General features: G+C 46.9%; 19 protein-coding genes. 14 read left to right on the top strand and 5 right to left on the bottom strand.

Annotated elements, in window-relative coordinates:
- Positions 1-23 precede the first annotated feature (23 nt).
- The 11 genes from M979_RS12575 to M979_RS12525 all read left to right on the top strand — a co-directional run bounded on the left by M979_RS12575 (position 24) and on the right by M979_RS12525 (position 8,852).
- The gene (locus M979_RS12575) at positions 24-878 is read left to right on the top strand and encodes a flagellin N-terminal helical domain-containing protein (protein ID WP_064555126.1); all 855 of its coding nucleotides are present in this window, start codon (positions 24-26) and stop codon (positions 876-878) included.
- A 296-nt stretch (positions 879-1,174) separates the two neighbouring features.
- The gene (gene fliD, locus M979_RS12570) at positions 1,175-2,500 is read left to right on the top strand and encodes a flagellar filament capping protein FliD (protein WP_064555125.1); all 1,326 of its coding nucleotides are present in this window, start codon (positions 1,175-1,177) and stop codon (positions 2,498-2,500) included.
- A 14-nt stretch (positions 2,501-2,514) separates the two neighbouring features.
- Positions 2,515-2,910, top strand: coding sequence for a flagellar export chaperone FliS (gene fliS / locus M979_RS12565; protein ID WP_034457350.1), 396 nt, complete (start codon positions 2,515-2,517; stop codon positions 2,908-2,910).
- Positions 2,885-3,226, top strand: a complete 342-nt coding sequence (gene fliT, locus M979_RS12560) for a flagellar protein FliT (protein WP_157093243.1) — start codon at positions 2,885-2,887, stop codon at positions 3,224-3,226. The genes fliS and fliT overlap by 26 nt, the downstream gene beginning before the upstream one ends.
- Complete coding sequence (locus M979_RS12555) at positions 3,219-4,268, top strand: flagellar hook-length control protein FliK (RefSeq protein ID WP_064555123.1); 1,050 nt, start codon at positions 3,219-3,221, stop codon at positions 4,266-4,268. Before fliT ends, M979_RS12555 begins: the two co-directional genes overlap by 8 nt.
- A gap of 16 nt (positions 4,269-4,284) precedes the next feature.
- Positions 4,285-4,779, top strand: coding sequence for a flagellar basal body-associated FliL family protein (locus M979_RS12550; protein WP_064555122.1), 495 nt, complete (start codon positions 4,285-4,287; stop codon positions 4,777-4,779).
- A 20-nt stretch (positions 4,780-4,799) separates the two neighbouring features.
- Complete coding sequence (locus M979_RS12545; protein WP_034457347.1) at positions 4,800-5,498, top strand: FliA/WhiG family RNA polymerase sigma factor; 699 nt, start codon at positions 4,800-4,802, stop codon at positions 5,496-5,498.
- A gap of 7 nt (positions 5,499-5,505) precedes the next feature.
- Positions 5,506-6,369, top strand: a complete 864-nt coding sequence (gene motA / locus M979_RS12540) for a flagellar motor stator protein MotA (protein ID WP_034457346.1) — start codon at positions 5,506-5,508, stop codon at positions 6,367-6,369.
- Positions 6,369-7,295 carry a putative lateral flagellar export/assembly protein LafU gene (lafU, locus tag M979_RS12535; RefSeq protein ID WP_034457345.1) on the top strand — a complete coding sequence of 309 codons (927 nt, stop codon included), beginning with the start codon at positions 6,369-6,371 and terminating at the stop codon, positions 7,293-7,295. Before motA ends, lafU begins: the two co-directional genes overlap by 1 nt.
- 52 nt (positions 7,296-7,347) lie before the next feature.
- Positions 7,348-8,499: a hypothetical protein gene (locus tag M979_RS12530; protein WP_064555121.1), complete on the top strand. Its 1,152-nt coding sequence runs from the start codon at positions 7,348-7,350 to the stop codon at positions 8,497-8,499.
- Positions 8,500-8,582: 83 nt separating this feature from the next.
- Positions 8,583-8,852, top strand: a complete 270-nt coding sequence (locus M979_RS12525; RefSeq protein WP_064555120.1) for a hypothetical protein — start codon at positions 8,583-8,585, stop codon at positions 8,850-8,852.
- A gap of 278 nt (positions 8,853-9,130) precedes the next feature.
- On the opposite strand, the gene M979_RS12520 is transcribed toward M979_RS12525, so the two are convergent.
- The 5 genes from M979_RS12520 to M979_RS23535 all read right to left on the bottom strand — a co-directional run bounded on the left by M979_RS12520 (position 9,131) and on the right by M979_RS23535 (position 12,827).
- The gene (locus tag M979_RS12520) at positions 9,131-9,991 is read right to left on the bottom strand and encodes a PA4780 family RIO1-like protein kinase (RefSeq protein ID WP_034457343.1); all 861 of its coding nucleotides are present in this window, start codon (positions 9,989-9,991) and stop codon (positions 9,131-9,133) included.
- A gap of 509 nt (positions 9,992-10,500) precedes the next feature.
- Entirely contained in the window at positions 10,501-10,905 is a 405-nt protein-coding gene (locus M979_RS12515) for a hypothetical protein (protein WP_064555119.1), read from the bottom strand.
- Between the two features lie 166 nt (positions 10,906-11,071).
- A complete protein-coding gene (locus M979_RS12510) occupies positions 11,072-12,166 on the bottom strand; it encodes a GGDEF domain-containing protein (protein ID WP_167350275.1) in 1,095 nt (364 codons plus the stop codon).
- Between the two features lie 237 nt (positions 12,167-12,403).
- Positions 12,404-12,694, bottom strand: coding sequence for a helix-turn-helix domain-containing protein (locus tag M979_RS12505; protein WP_064555117.1), 291 nt, complete (start codon positions 12,692-12,694; stop codon positions 12,404-12,406).
- Between the two features lie 85 nt (positions 12,695-12,779).
- The gene (locus M979_RS23535; RefSeq protein WP_095925836.1) at positions 12,780-12,827 is read right to left on the bottom strand and encodes an ash family protein; all 48 of its coding nucleotides are present in this window, start codon (positions 12,825-12,827) and stop codon (positions 12,780-12,782) included.
- Positions 12,828-13,225: 398 nt separating this feature from the next.
- Here M979_RS23535 and uraH point away from each other — a divergent pair, with 398 nt between their 5' ends.
- From uraH to M979_RS12495, 3 genes are all read left to right on the top strand, one after another.
- A complete protein-coding gene (gene uraH / locus M979_RS12500) occupies positions 13,226-13,627 on the top strand; it encodes a hydroxyisourate hydrolase (protein ID WP_064555116.1) in 402 nt (133 codons plus the stop codon).
- A 54-nt stretch (positions 13,628-13,681) separates the two neighbouring features.
- The gene (locus M979_RS22555) at positions 13,682-13,840 is read left to right on the top strand and encodes a phage polarity suppression protein (protein WP_425338132.1); all 159 of its coding nucleotides are present in this window, start codon (positions 13,682-13,684) and stop codon (positions 13,838-13,840) included.
- Between the two features lie 234 nt (positions 13,841-14,074).
- Positions 14,075-14,334: hypothetical protein (locus M979_RS12495; protein ID WP_209439633.1), on the top strand; the 260-nt coding region annotated here is incomplete at its 3' end.

Below are 14,334 nucleotides of genomic sequence, written 5' to 3'. Positions count from 1 at the left end.
ATAATCCTCAAGGAGAGAACAACATGGCACTTTCAATTTTCACCAGCGGCGCGGCAATGTCTTCCACCAACGCTCTGAACAAATCTAACAGCATCCTGTCTACGGCGATGGAACGCCTGGGTACCGGTAAACGTATTAACTCTGCGGCTGATGATGCGGCTGGCCTGCAAATTGCCACCCGTTTACAGGGCCAGGTTAACGGCATGAGTGTTGCTCAGCGTAACATTTCTGACGCCACTGCGATGCTGCAGACTGGTGAAGGCGCGTTCGAAGAAGTCACCAACATTATGTACCGTATGAAAGACCTGGCGACACAGTCAGCGAACGACACAAACAACGATAAAGATCGTGTCGCTATGCAGGCTGAATTCTCCGCATTGGTATCTGAGCTCGATAACATCTGGGGAAGTACTGATTTTGCTGGAACCAAGCTGTTTGGAACAAGTGGACTGGCAAAAGCTGGTGGTTTGAACTTCCAGATTGGTACCGCAAGCGGCGGTACTCAACTGAATACTAAAGATCTTAGTTCTAAGATTAAGGATTTGGGCGCGACGCTTACTACAGATATTAGTGGGTTAAGTGTATCAGGTTCTTCTGCAAACGCTGCGCAAGTGATTGGCAAAATAGAAACGGCAATCAACAGCGTAGCCGAAGTTCGTTCCGGAATGGGGGCATTAATCAACCGTTTAGGCCACACCGCCGCCAACCTATCCAATATGCAGGATAATACGACGCTGGCATTGGGTAATATTCGGGATGCAGACTTCGCAACCGAAGCCACTAATATGACTCGAAACCAGATGCTGGCACAAACCAGTATGTCGATGCTGAAACAAGCAAACAGCATGTCCGGTATGGTGATGTCCCTGCTGGGCTAATCCCTCCTTGTATAAAAACACCGCTTCGGCGGTGTTTTACATTGCTGACAAATGGCACTAAACAGATGTTGTAGGTGGATAAGCAAAGCGCCATCCGCCATTTACGCCTTGGCGTCGGATGACGCTGCGCTTATCCGACCTACGAAGATGCTTGTCATGAGTCTCAATACCGCTTCCGCTATGCGGAAGATGTATTTCCCACCTCGATTTAACTCATTGAATTAACATAAATTAAAAGTTGGCATAACTATTGCTACAAATAGCTTCAGGACATAGCACTATGCCAGGGAGGAAGCATGACCGATATCAGCAGCATTGACCCGCAGACAATGGCAAAACAGCTTGCAGGCTTTGACGTACAAACGCTGCAAAGCCAGCTTAAAACGCAAAAAGCGCGCCTAACCGCGCAGCAAAATGCACTTAAATCCCTGAAAAGTAACCTGACCGATTTCCGTACCTCGCTGACGAACCTTAATAAAAGCAGCAGCGGGATGCTGAAAACCAGCGCCAGTATGAGCGTTGAGAATATGGCCAAAGCGACCACAACCTCCGATGCACTCAAAGGCACCTATAACCTGTTTATTGAACAGTTGGCTTCTTCACATCAACTGGCCTATGACGGCCTGAACGATGATGGCGTTAAAAATGCGACAGGTACCATGACCATTGGTCTGGGTAGTGGTGCTGATGCTAAGTCTATCGATATTGATATGGATGGTATTGATAGTCTGGCGGGTCTTGCAAAAGCGATTAACGGCATGGATGACAATCCCGGTGTGACCGCATCTCTGGTACGCACCGGCGGCGAAGTGCGTCTAATGCTCAGCAGTGATAAAAGCGGTGCCGAAAATGCCATCACCTTAAGTGGTGATGTACCTGCATCAATGACCGGCAGTGGTGAGCGCACTATTTCAAAGGCTCAGGACTCTATTGTTTATCTTGGTGACCCGCAGAACGGTGGCATGCAGATAACCAACAGCACTAATACGCTGACCAACTTGATTGACGGCGTGACCCTCGAATTGAATCAAACACATAAAACGGGTGACGCGCCACTGCGTATTAATGTTGGTGTTGATACCACGGAAACCCAGAACCAGGTTAATAGCTTTGTCGAGGCGTACAACAAACTTGTCGGAACACTCAGCTCGTTAACCGCTTCGGGTTCCAGCAGTACAGATCGTGGGGCATTTGCTGGTGATGCCAGCATCAGTGGATTGCGCCGCGAATTAAACGAAATGTTACGTACCTCTATTGGTGGACTCGATATTACCCAGTTTGGCCTGTCCGCTGATAAAGACGGCAAGCTCACGCTCGATAGCGACAAGCTCAAAGAAAAGCTAACGGATGACCCGGGCAAGCTTAATGCGCTATTTAACGGTAGCGACGGCTTACTGAGAAAAATGGACAAATCTCTCGACAAATTACTGAGCTCTTCCAAAGGCGAAATCAAAAGCCGCGAAGAAACCAACCGCCGTCGGGAAAACGAATTAACCGATCGCAGCGACAAAATTAGTACGCGTTATGACAATGCCTATAACCGCTATTTGCAGCAGTTCACCCGCATGCAGAGCGTGTTACAGCAGATGAACAACACCGCCAGTATGTTTGGCTTAGTCTAAGGAAGGAGACGGAAATGTACGGAAACAGTGAAGAAGGCTACGGCGAGTATTACCAGTCCGATATGGCAGCACAGGTCGCTGCGGCAACGCCACATCAATTGGTGCTTATGCTCTTTAACGGTTTAACCGATGAGCTGGTGCGGGCGAAAAGCCATATCGAAGCAAAACGTTACGAACGCAAAGCCCAAAGCATCAATAAATGCATCGATATTCTCAATGCATTGACCAGTGCGCTGGACTACGAGAAAGGTGGTGAGCTGGCAAAAAATCTCGCGAATTTATACGACTACTGTGTTTATCGCTTATACGACGGCAGCAATAACCTCTCTGTTTCTGCCATTGAAGAAGTTGAAACCATCCTCGGTGAACTGCGCGAAGGCTGGGATGAAATGGGTAAACGCCATGGATGATTTGCAGCTACTTGACTGGCAGATGCGTGTGCTGGCAGCGGCAGGCAAGCGCCAGGACTGGGAAAAAATCCAGCAACTGGATAGCGATATCTCTGCATTGCTTATCAGCCTGCATGGCTGCGAAATTAGCGAACAAAAGCGCGAAGCGCTAAACAAACTCCAGAAAGTCCATCAGCAGGTGCATCAGCAAGTACGCCAGAAACGCGATGAGCTGAGTAAAGAAATGACTCAACAGCGCAATCAGCGTGAAGGGGCACTTTCTTACGCTCAGTTTATGGATAGAGAACTGGATGAGGGAAGGGTCGTCAATGAGTGATTTTCTCTCATACACGACATCGGACTCGGGGAGTTTACTTCAGCAGTCTGCATACCCACAGACGTTGCCGCCTCTGGCAACAACGTCTGTGCTGGAAGTCGATGAAACGCAGCATGTAAATGCTGGCGAGATGTTATTTGAAGAACTGCTGTTAGCCACAAGCTCGGTTTCAATCGCCACGGACGAAGAGGTTGTTGAAGGGCAAGAAGATGTCGCACTGGATGCACTTCTGCCAGAACTGCCGGATGAGCAAGTTGAGCAAATGGCCCAGCAATTTTTGGCGACTTTGGTAAACCGTGATGTGCCGATGCTCATGACTGCGCCAGTCGTGTTGCCAGCAGCAGAACAGCTGGTCGCTCGCCCGCTCAATGTGCAAGTTCAGGCAGATAAAACCGAGCCTGCCTCAATGGACATGCAGACTACGGCGCACGCGCCTGATGCACATCTGCGCCATGTTCGGGTTGCTTCGACGGAACCCGCAGAAGTTGTGGTGCCTAAAAAATCCTTCACCCCGGTAACGGCAGAAACACTACGCCTGGCGGGACTGAACACGGCACCGGCGGCCAATATTCCTGTTATCTCCGCCGGGCAACCACAGGCGCAGGTTAACGCCCCGATGCGTGTCGATGGCAGCGGCCAGCCATTATCAACGCAGCTGCAACATGCGTTAGGCGAGCGTTTGAATCTGCAAATTAATAACCAGATTCAGCATGCAACAATCCGCCTCGATCCGCCTGATATGGGGCGCATCGAGATTGTTGTGCAGATAGAGGCCGGGAGAATTCAGGTGCAAATAAACGCCGGGCAAAGCGACGTTTATCGGGCACTACAGCAAGTGAGTAACGAACTACGCCAGGCGCTGACGGAACAGCATTTTGTTGATGTTGACGTCCGTTTGTCGAACCAGAATCAGCAGCAACAACCAGGTCAGCGTCAGCACCATGCTGGCCGTGAAAATGAGCTCATTCTGGCAAATGAACAACCGGATAACACGCACGAGACTCGCTCTCGGGACGATAAATCTATTTTGATGACAGTATAAGAAGTTGACTAACACTATGACGATTAAAACCTTTTCGATGGCTCTGGCAATCGCCCTTATCTCTTCTGTGCTGGCCGTGATGGGAACGATGCACTTTGCAAAGCCGACGGGAGCCGCCGCTGAACCTGATGCGGTACCCGCACCGTCATCCTGGCAAAAAGTCAAAGAGATGTTTTCTTCGTCCGAAGAAGAGACTCAGGTCCTGTTTGTTGAAATTAACAACATCATGATCACCCTGAAGAATGACGGTGGCAAAGAGCGCTACATGTTGCTTGAGCTGGCCTTAACGGCAGCCACCGAAGACGCGGTTAAACAAACCGAGATGATGATCCCTGCGATTCGTGGGGCTACCGTCGCATTGTTGACCGAAAAGGATTACGCCCTGGTTCGCACCCTGAGCGTGACTGATTTACACGATGAATTGATGAATGCCTATCGCGAGCGTTTTAAACAGCTCAAAAACGAGATGCCATTTAACGATGTGATCATTAGCAAAATGTTGTTGCAGTAACGATCGGAAAGGAACGCACAATGGAATGCAGCACCTTTATCTCCAGTGAAACGCTAACGCCCGCGGAAGAGTCGCGTTACGTTTCCCAATATCTGCCTTTGGTAAAGCGAGTTGTAAAACAGCTTTCATGGCAGGCCCAGAGCGTTATCGACAGCGAAGATATGCAGCAAATTGCCCTGATGGGTTTGCTCAGTTCGCTGCGCCGATACGGCAGACCTGATGAGCAGTTTGCCGCTTTTGCGGCTCAACGAGTACGCGGCGCCATACTTGATGAGTTACGCGTGCTGGACTGGCGGCCTCGTCGGTTGCGCCAGAAAGCGCACAAGCTCAATGACGCTATCAGAGAACTCAGCCGCAAGCTTGGTAAAGAAGTTGAATTTGAAGAGATAAAGCAACATCTGGAGATCACTCCTGAAGAGTATCAGGAGTATTTATTGCTCGATAGCGCCAGTGCTATCCATAGCCTTGATGACATGCTCACCACGGATTCTGACCTCAGCTTTAACAGCCGTAATCTGGAAGATGAAATCATTATCAGCGATTCATTGCGTGCGGCTCTGGCCGGGCTTGATGAGCGGGAACAGCTGATCCTGAGTCTGTATTACCAACATGAAATGAGCCTGAAAGAAATCGCGCTGGTTCTGGATCTCACCGAGGCCAGGATTTGCCAGCTGAATAAGAAAATCACGCAAAAAATTAAAGACGCCGTAGCGCAGTGAGACAGCAATGCAAAAATTACTAGGACTATTGATCATTTTTGGCTGTGTAGTGGGCGGCTTTCTTGAATCAGGTGGACGACTGGCCGCATTTTGGGTGCCGGGCGAACTGTTGATTATTATTGGTGCCGGGATCGGGGCTTTAGTGCTGGCTAACCCGAAACCGGTGTTGATCGAGATGTGGCGGCAGGTCAAAAGCGCTATGCGCAAAAATAGCTATACCGCTGAATATCAACGCCAATTGCTGATGCTGCTCTATGAACTGCTGGAACTGGTTCAGGACGGCGGGCTGAAAGTGTTGGATGAACACATTGAAGTACCTGAAAAGAGTGAGTTATTTCTCAAGTACCCGCTAGTGCTTGAAGATCACGCGTTGATCACCTTTATCTCCGATAACTTCCGTTTGATGGCGATGGGTAAAATTAACGAGCATGAGTTAGAGGGCATTCTTGAGCAGGAACTGGGCGCGATGGAGGAAGAACTTCTCAGACCCTCTCGCTCAATGCAGCGTACAGCAGAAGCCATGCCTGGCTTTGGGATTTGCGCAGCGGTACTGGGTATTATCATCACCATGCAATCCATCGACGGTTCTATTGCAATTATCGGCGTGAAAGTGGCGGCGGCTCTGGTGGGAACCTTCCTCGGCGTATTCATCTGTTACTGCCTGCTTGACCCATTAGCTAACGCTATGGAACAGCAGACTAAAAAACAGATGGCTGGTCTTGAATGTGTGCGTACGGTGCTGGTGAACCAGGTAGCCGGGAAACCGACGCTGCTGGCCGTGGACGCCGGGCGTAAAATGCTGCCAATGGATACTAAACCCACGTTTGCCACCCTTGATGGTTGGGTTAATGAACTGATTGGTGAAGGTTGATGCGTAGCAAGAAACAGGCGCACACCACGATCATAAAACGCGCTTCACGCCGTGAACATCACGCACCGCACGGTGGCGCGTGGAAAGTGGCGTTTGCAGACTTTACTCTCGCCATGATGGCCCTGTTTATGGTGCTGTGGATCATGAGTTCGGTGACCGAAGAAGAGCGTAAAGAGGTGGTTGCAAGACTTACAGGCGAATCTATTTTTGATGGCATGGTGGTGTCGCCGCTCTCTTCCGGTGGGAAAGCGATTAATGGCCCGAATATGATCATGCCCGGCATGCAGGGCGGAGCACAGTCCACAGAAGAGCTGACCCATCAGCTTGAACAACTGGCTCAGGCGAGCAAATCAGCGGAGTCGCTGGAAGATGTGAACAAACGCTCACAACAGGAAATGATCGAGTTGGCGCGCGTCATTACGGAAATCACGAAAGCTTTTGACGCGCAATCAAACCTTGAGATGGAAATTATTCCCCAGGGGTTACGTATTTTGATTCAGGACGATCAAAAACGGGAAATGTTCCAGCGTAGTAGTGCGATCCTGACACCCTTCTTCCAGCGTTTATTGACTCAGCTAGCACCGGTATTTAATAAAATTGATAACAAAGTGATCATCACCGGCCATACGGACTCTTCCATGTATCGGGATCAGACGCGTTATAACAACTGGAATTTGTCTGGTGACCGCGCCCTGGCTGCGCGAATAGCGTTAGAGCAAGGCGGAATGGCGGGAGACAAAGTGATTCAGGTGAATGCGATGGCAGACAAAATGCTGCTTAAACCGGATCAACCACTTAGTGCGGCGAATCGCCGCATTGAGATCATGGTGTTAACCCACGCGGCTGCGGACTCGCTATATCAATTCTTTGGTACACATGGTGTGGATGTGGTGCAACCTGTGAGTGGTTCTAAAACTGCGCACTAATTTGCTTTCCGGTGGTATCAGGGATCCCGCCGGCGTATTTTGAGAGGAACTCATGTCGGTTATTGCCCAGTATTATTACCGCCAACAAGCAAAAAATACCCCTTTGCCAGTGGAAAAGCCGGTTGTTGCAGCCTCTGCGGCAAATACTGAGCCTGCTAAAAGCGTAAGCACGGCGTCTGCCAGTACGGCATCTTTTCAGCAGGCGCTTTCCGCCTTACAAAAACAACAAGTGGAAAATGTGAAAGCTGCGGCTCCACCACCACGCTCTGAAACGGCTCGTCCTGTTTCGACAGCCAGCACAACGCCAACGCTTGAACAATTGGTGAAATTTGCCAAAAGCCAGGGGTGGAGCGAAAAGCAAATCTCCCTCATGAAACGGTTATCGCTGCGTAAAAACAGCCGCACTGGCAAACCCTGGAATGAAAGCGGGCAAACCGTTTCACGCACAGCAACGCGTGAAGTCCGTGAGAACGGCCTAACGGCGCGTGCCGCGGACGCGGGGAATATTCGCGGCATTCGTAACAATAATCCCGGCAATCTCGAAGCCAGTGAGCTCTTTGAATGGCAGGGGCAAACGGGTAATGACGGGCGCTTTGCTAAGTTTTCATCCCCGGAACACGGTATACGTGCACTGGGGATGAACCTGCTTTCTTACCATCGTCGCGGGCTGGATACCATTAGCAAGGTGATTTCTCGTTGGGCCCCAGCTTCAGACAACAACGACACTTCCAGCTATATCAGCAAAGTAAGCCAGGCTCTGGGGGTTTCTCCTCATCAACGGCTGGATCTTACTGCTCCCTCGGTATTGAGTGCGTTAAGCAAAGCGATTATTCGCCATGAAAACGGCACCATCCCGTTTGATGAAAACGTGATTAGCAGTGGGATATTTTCAGCCCTGGGGCTTGAGAACCTTCCCGGAACCAAACAGACGCCTCAAACCATCGCCCAGGCGATACCCGGCAAATCAGTGTTCCCTATGCAGGCAAGTTTAATGAGCCCGACGGAATTAAAAGCGTTACGTCAGTCATTAAGTCAACGGCTGCAAGCAGCAAAAATTGTTCTTCAGGCGGGTGGCGAAGCAACAAACATTCCTGGTAAAGCTGAGCTTGTGGCTGCGTGGGGATATACGGAAGGCTCCCGTCGCTTTGAAGAGCTAAAAATAGCTACTGTGACATCAGTAAAATCACGCAAAGTTGGTGTTTAAAAAGTTTCCTCACGGTATTAATTTGTTCAAGAATTGTGTCGCATTTCTTAGTAGCCACTTATTAATTTCCAGGAGGTTACATAATGAAGATAGACAGTTCCCTTTATCATTATGGTTCTGGCTTCAATGTTGACGGTTCTCAGGAGGGCGAGAGCCGGAAGCCATTAGGCTATACCCAGTACAGCGGAACAATCTGCCAACAAAGCGGTGTGTGGAGTGCTGCTATCAATGCGATGACGGAGGTCGTCAGTGTTGAGAAAGGAAGTGTTATGCCTTATCACTCGGGGCAAACTCTTAACTGGCATTTATTGGATTACAGCGTCAGCGAAAACCTCATACCTAAATCAGTTTAACCTTTTATATTTCTTACTCTGCACATTCATGCCCTCTCAATTATGACAAATATATACCCAAAATAATTCGAGTTATGGGCAGGCGGCAAGCGCTGTCCTGAAGGGTGAGCCTCATGGAAGAGGCTCATAGTGCAATGAGCATAGTAAATCTGGTGACTGGAGCGAAGAGGAGTAGCCAACGCATCAACAACGTGAAATATGACGGCTATAAACTGCGTAAATAACCGTTTCGATATCCAATATTTGTTATTTTGCCACGCCAGCCACTTTTAACCCCATCACTCGTACTGCTGGTCGCGTTCTTTGGCTGCCCGCTGACGATCGTAATACTCATCCTCTGCGGTAATGATTTCATCAATCAATGAATCCATATCCACGTCATGAATTTCTTCAACGAAAAGACCGGTGAGCGGTGTTTCCGGGGTTAATTTCCCATCTTCATATAACGCCCAGATCTCTTTTGCATACCGTGTCTGCAGCAGATGCGGTGCGAACTGGCCGTAGTATTCAGTGATGTTATTCACATCACGTTCAAACATAGATTCAGCATGGTTGTTTGCGGCGGCATCGACGGCTTGCGGCAAATCGATAATAACTGGCCCTTGCGCATCAAGCAGCACGTTAAACTCTGACAAATCGCCATGCACAATGCCTGCACACAACATGCGCACGATATTGCGGATCATGGTATTGAAATCAGCGACAGCGCTCTCTTCATCCAGAGTGACATCACTCAGACGTGGAGCCACAGCGCCTTCAGCATCTGTGACCAGCTCCATCAATAGAACGCCGTCAATACACATATATGGCTGTGGGACGCGCACCCCGGCGTTAGCAAGGCGGAACAATGCCTCGACCTCGGCTGTCTGCCAGGTTTCTTCCTGCTGCTTGCGCCCGAATTTTGAGCCTTTTTGCATCGCACGGGCATTACGCGTATTACGGACTTTTCGCCCTTCCTGATACTGCACAGCCTGTTTAAAGCTACGTTGTGTAGCTTCTTTGTACACTTTGGCACATTGGATCTTGTCACCGCATAAAACGGTGTAAACGTCAGCTTCCTTGCCGCTTTTCAGCCGCTGAAGCACATCGTCGATCAGGCCATCATCAACCAGCGGTTGGATTCTATTTGGGATTTTCATGCCGCTTTATACCTTATTTCAGCCGCTTTTCGTACCAATAACACCGTTGATGATACGTGAAAATGTGGGTGATTTTCTGGCGAAATCGGTAGGGATAACGTAACTATATGTATTTTATTGCTTGTCTGCAGACGAACATTTTACTGAACACATACCATACAGCGAGCCTGGCCGATAATTGTGATTCCCAGGTGCTCTATCATTTGGGCTAGCTGATAATTATCCCGTTTAACACCTTGTAAATCGAGACCCCGCACATCCAGGTTACCCAGTTCGACCAATCTTTTCGCCATTTAAAGTCAGATCATAGCAATTAAACTGTTCATTCATACAGTGATTAATTGATTGTAACCCGAATTAAGAGGGTGGGGAAATCGGTTTACAGCCCGTTTTTGTGTAGGGCGTAACATAGCGTTAAGAGTGTGACAGAGCCCACAATTCAGTCATTGTAGGGTGGGATTTGGTCCGTTGTCGTTTCTGAATTTATGGTAGTGGGACGTCGCCATAAGTCAGGATTGAAGGGTTGTAAATTCTAGCGCCAGGCCAATGAGCGTCATGTTTTGCACCGACGGTTCCGTCGTTGCAGCAATCAGAGTGCCCTGGAATTTTAGCTTCTTGAACGGCCCGTTAATGATGAGCCTTGCGCGCAGACTGGGAAGTGCCAGAGAACTAACAGGGTAAACAATGCGCCCATTGATAGGGACAGGGATTTTACGTAAATCAATGCGCTGCAAGACGCCGATATCGGCGTAGAGCACAGCAACCGGGGTGACAGAAGCGAGCGGTTGCGCCGAGACGCTAATAAAATCCAGTAGCAATTCAGGTTGCAGATAATGCAGCCCGCCATGCGTCACGGTAACGCCCGGGATTTCTGGCATAGGGAAAGAATGTGGAAGGAGTGATGACTGATTCATTAATTCCTTCTCCATAAACAAGGGGGCCGTATCAGCAGCTTGCACCAGTCAATAATGATAAATTTTGCGGTACATGATAAAGATAGACCATCCTATATCAGCTGACTCTTCTTATTACGGATGTAGTCATTACCATGAATGATTATCTCCTTCTGGTAGATAGGAGTTATTCAGCGATTCGGTAGCAGTTTCTTCCATTTTCCTTTGCCTCATAAAGAGCCTTATCTGCATCATTGATAATATCATTTACACTCTTGATATTATTGCAAATAGCCGCACCTTGAGTGACTGAAATGCACCTTTCCCCTATCAATTTTAAGCTACTTTCATTAATGGATTTTTTGATATCATGACAAATCATCTCGACCTTTGCAGAGGTTGCATCATTGATGATGATAATAAATTCATCTCCGCCATAGCGAGAAACACTGGATGCGTAAAATTTAATACAGCTTTTGATTTTATCAGCAACCGTAATAAGACAGTCATCGCCAGCAATATGACCAAAAGTGTCATTTATCTTCTTAAAGAAATCGATATCAACAAGTATGATTGCAAAGGGTTTTTGTTGAATCAAACAATTAGAAACTGTTTTTTTAAACTCGTTCTCAAAACCGCGCCGATTAAAAACACCTGTCAGATAATCTGTTTGGGCATAATGGTGTGCATTATATGCTTTTTTTTCTAAAATTAATGAAGTCGCAATCTCCTTATTTATCCTTTTTTTAATTAAAGAATCGCTGGTTTTGATAATGAACCAAACCCCTGAGAGTATAATAGACATATACATGGTTTGAAGTAATCCATTTTTTAAAAATGTCGCCAGCAATAATGAACTAAAAATAGGTAAGCAGTAAACAGTAATAAGTTTTAATGTATAACCAGATACAACACCACAAAATAATACAATTAAGCAAAGAAAAACTGGCCCGAGAAGACGGTTTTCCATGATATAACAAAAAACGACGCCTCCCCATATCATTCCATTAATAAAAATGAGTATTGATGCGTTTCTCATCCAGTTTTTATCGAGATAAGAAGGGTTTAATGTGCGAACAACCCATAATGTGGATATAAATAATACATAAATAAATGCAAAATTCTTACTGTAAATATTTGCTGTTATATATTTGTTGTCATCCAGGAAATAGGCATAAAACAAAACAAAGGCAGACAATGTTAATGTCACAACAATAAACCATGCGCCACTGAGAGAGATCATTTTGCGTCTCTCTTCACCAATGGCATCATCATAATTCATAATATAATTACTCTTTTTTTTCATTTGCTTGTGTTTGTTAACATTTGGTTTTTTTATACAAAAACATTCTTATAATATCACAAGTTCTTTATAGGGTAATGATTCTGGCGGTGTTATATGCATTATTCTGATCATCGTTCAGAATACACCTGTAATATTTTCATTTCTTCTTCTGAAATCATTCAAGCTAATCATAGCGTCACCTACGCAGAGATTCTGGTAAATGACGCTAATCGTTTATTTCGGATGACGTGTGCGCATTAGCCTGACGATCGGCTCGTTGGTTTGGGGATTAAAGTAGCGGCTCGGCCAGATGGTTTCGACGGGTACGCCAATGGCTTTGCTTATTATCAGTTCCCCTTTCGCCCATGGGCGTATCAGCGCATTGGCAAGAGTTGAGGAACTTAATCCTGCTGCGCGGGATTCGGCAGCCAGTGAAGTGCCTTTTTTATGCAGTGCGGCGATGATATCGGCTTTGTGCCAGTCTGATTGAAAAGGTAGGAAGGTGGGGCTGTGTGAAAGTGTCATTTACATCTCCTTGTAGTGATAACGACTACCACCGGAGCTGCGAAACTCTTTTGGTGGTAGCCCAGACAGGGTTCGCAGTACCGGCCTACAAGGACACCGGCCAGCCCGAAGGCTGCCCTGCCTGAGCCACCATTGAAGTTGTGTGTACAGTTTTTGAACTGTGCATCCAACAGGTGCGCGGAGACATTGACACTCAATGCATAACATCAAGTGAATCCTTATAGTTTTTCCAGGCTGCGAAACCCGGCTGCGGATTTTGCCGCAGCGGCGCTGACTATAACGTAAATCGGAAATGTTAACCAACCCACTAACAGACGGAATGCGAGCTGTTTTCCAAAGAATTTTATGGGTTGCATAAGTTGCAGACTATTCACGCACTCCTTCTAACCCTTGTTGATTTTCTTACGGCAGAGTTCTCTGTACTGAACGGCAATTTCAGTCTTAAAGACGCAGACATATAACAAAAAGTTTAATTTTATTATGTGTGTAGGTTCATATAATCCGTTAACAAATTCACAACAGGTTAACGCAATGAAAATCTTAGCAGCTTCAATTCTCTCCCTGATTAGCTTCAGTGCACTTGCAGCACCAGAAGGAACACTGAGTGTTCACATTCTCAATCAACAGACTGGTTTGCCTTCCCAGGGCGTAGTCGTGGAACTGGACAAACAAGAGAGTTCTTACTGGAAGCATTTTGCGACTTCAAAAACGGATACCGGCGGCAGAATCAAATCACTTTTCCCGGCCAATGGTGATATGGAACCAGGCATCTATAAAGTGACCTTTAAAGTGGGGGATTATTTCAAGGCAAATAATCAGGAAACATTCTTCCCATCAGTTCCTGTGATTTTCAACGTCACCAGTACGAATCAAAAGCTCCATATCCCTTTGCTGTTGAGTCAATACGGTTACTCAACTTACCGGGGTAGTTAAGAGCAATTATCGTTAATTGTTTCTGAGTTTATAGATGGCCACTGGCATTTGCTGGTGGCAAGTCCGGAAATCAATTATTCGGCTAAAAATAGCAACATTTTAACGTCCATCGGATTCTGGCCTGATGCGGCTTCAAGAGTAGATAATCACCAGAAATATACCTCGGTACAGATCTGTGTTTATGCGCATCGGCAGGCAGAACTGAGACAGTAAAACCCCGTATTTTTTACACTTCGTCACCCCAGAGCTGGCGCGGCTCAGGGGGGGCATGCACCTGCATTAAAACCCACCCATGAAGTGGGTAGGCGTGGCGGGGATAGCATTGCGCGCTGACGGATTTTTTTTAAGTGGGAAGGGCGAGTAATTAATCAGGTAAAACGTACTATCCGGATGGAATACTTCTCATATAGAATGAATCTACTAACGTACTTTAAAATGGTTAATTATATGGACAGTAAATTTGCTATAGAGACATTTTACGAATTGTTTGATAAAGATGAAAGTGAACTATCCCTCGTTATAAAAGGACATTTTGCTATAGATAGTATTATAGATGAAGTGTTGCATATGGCGTTAGATAACTCTAATTCATTAGAGCTTAAAAGAATAAGTTTTATTCTAAAAGTGGATATCCTTATTAGTCTTGGTCTGCTAAATGCTGATTGCAAGCCATTGTTTAACAATATAAATAAAGTAAGAAATAAATT

This window comes from Buttiauxella noackiae ATCC 51607 (assembly GCF_001654865.1).
Lineage (GTDB): Bacteria > Pseudomonadota > Gammaproteobacteria > Enterobacterales > Enterobacteriaceae > Buttiauxella > Buttiauxella noackiae.
The sequence above is the reverse complement of the archived record's forward strand: the minus strand, read 5'-3'. Positions and strand labels throughout refer to the sequence as shown.

What these genes read in the sequence shown, in the direction of transcription:
- M979_RS12575 (WP_064555126.1), top strand. Translation starts at nt 24, where the DNA reads ATGGCACTTTCAATTTTCACCAGCGGCGCGGCAATGTCTTCCACCAAC.
- fliD (WP_064555125.1), top strand. Translation starts at nt 1,175, where the DNA reads ATGACCGATATCAGCAGCATTGACCCGCAGACAATGGCAAAACAGCTT.
- fliS (WP_034457350.1), top strand. Translation starts at nt 2,515, where the DNA reads ATGTACGGAAACAGTGAAGAAGGCTACGGCGAGTATTACCAGTCCGAT.
- fliT (WP_157093243.1), top strand. Translation starts at nt 2,885, where the DNA reads ATGAAATGGGTAAACGCCATGGATGATTTGCAGCTACTTGACTGGCAG.
- M979_RS12555 (WP_064555123.1), top strand. Translation starts at nt 3,219, where the DNA reads ATGAGTGATTTTCTCTCATACACGACATCGGACTCGGGGAGTTTACTT.
- M979_RS12550 (WP_064555122.1), top strand. Translation starts at nt 4,285, where the DNA reads ATGACGATTAAAACCTTTTCGATGGCTCTGGCAATCGCCCTTATCTCT.
- M979_RS12545 (WP_034457347.1), top strand. Translation starts at nt 4,800, where the DNA reads ATGGAATGCAGCACCTTTATCTCCAGTGAAACGCTAACGCCCGCGGAA.
- motA (WP_034457346.1), top strand. Translation starts at nt 5,506, where the DNA reads ATGCAAAAATTACTAGGACTATTGATCATTTTTGGCTGTGTAGTGGGC.
- lafU (WP_034457345.1), top strand. Translation starts at nt 6,369, where the DNA reads ATGCGTAGCAAGAAACAGGCGCACACCACGATCATAAAACGCGCTTCA.
- M979_RS12530 (WP_064555121.1), top strand. Translation starts at nt 7,348, where the DNA reads ATGTCGGTTATTGCCCAGTATTATTACCGCCAACAAGCAAAAAATACC.
- M979_RS12525 (WP_064555120.1), top strand. Translation starts at nt 8,583, where the DNA reads ATGAAGATAGACAGTTCCCTTTATCATTATGGTTCTGGCTTCAATGTT.
- M979_RS12520 (WP_034457343.1), bottom strand. Translation starts at nt 9,991, where the DNA reads ATGAAAATCCCAAATAGAATCCAACCGCTGGTTGATGATGGCCTGATC.
- M979_RS12515 (WP_064555119.1), bottom strand. Translation starts at nt 10,905, where the DNA reads ATGAATCAGTCATCACTCCTTCCACATTCTTTCCCTATGCCAGAAATC.
- M979_RS12510 (WP_167350275.1), bottom strand. Translation starts at nt 12,166, where the DNA reads ATGAATTATGATGATGCCATTGGTGAAGAGAGACGCAAAATGATCTCT.
- M979_RS12505 (WP_064555117.1), bottom strand. Translation starts at nt 12,694, where the DNA reads ATGACACTTTCACACAGCCCCACCTTCCTACCTTTTCAATCAGACTGG.
- uraH (WP_064555116.1), top strand. Translation starts at nt 13,226, where the DNA reads ATGAAAATCTTAGCAGCTTCAATTCTCTCCCTGATTAGCTTCAGTGCA.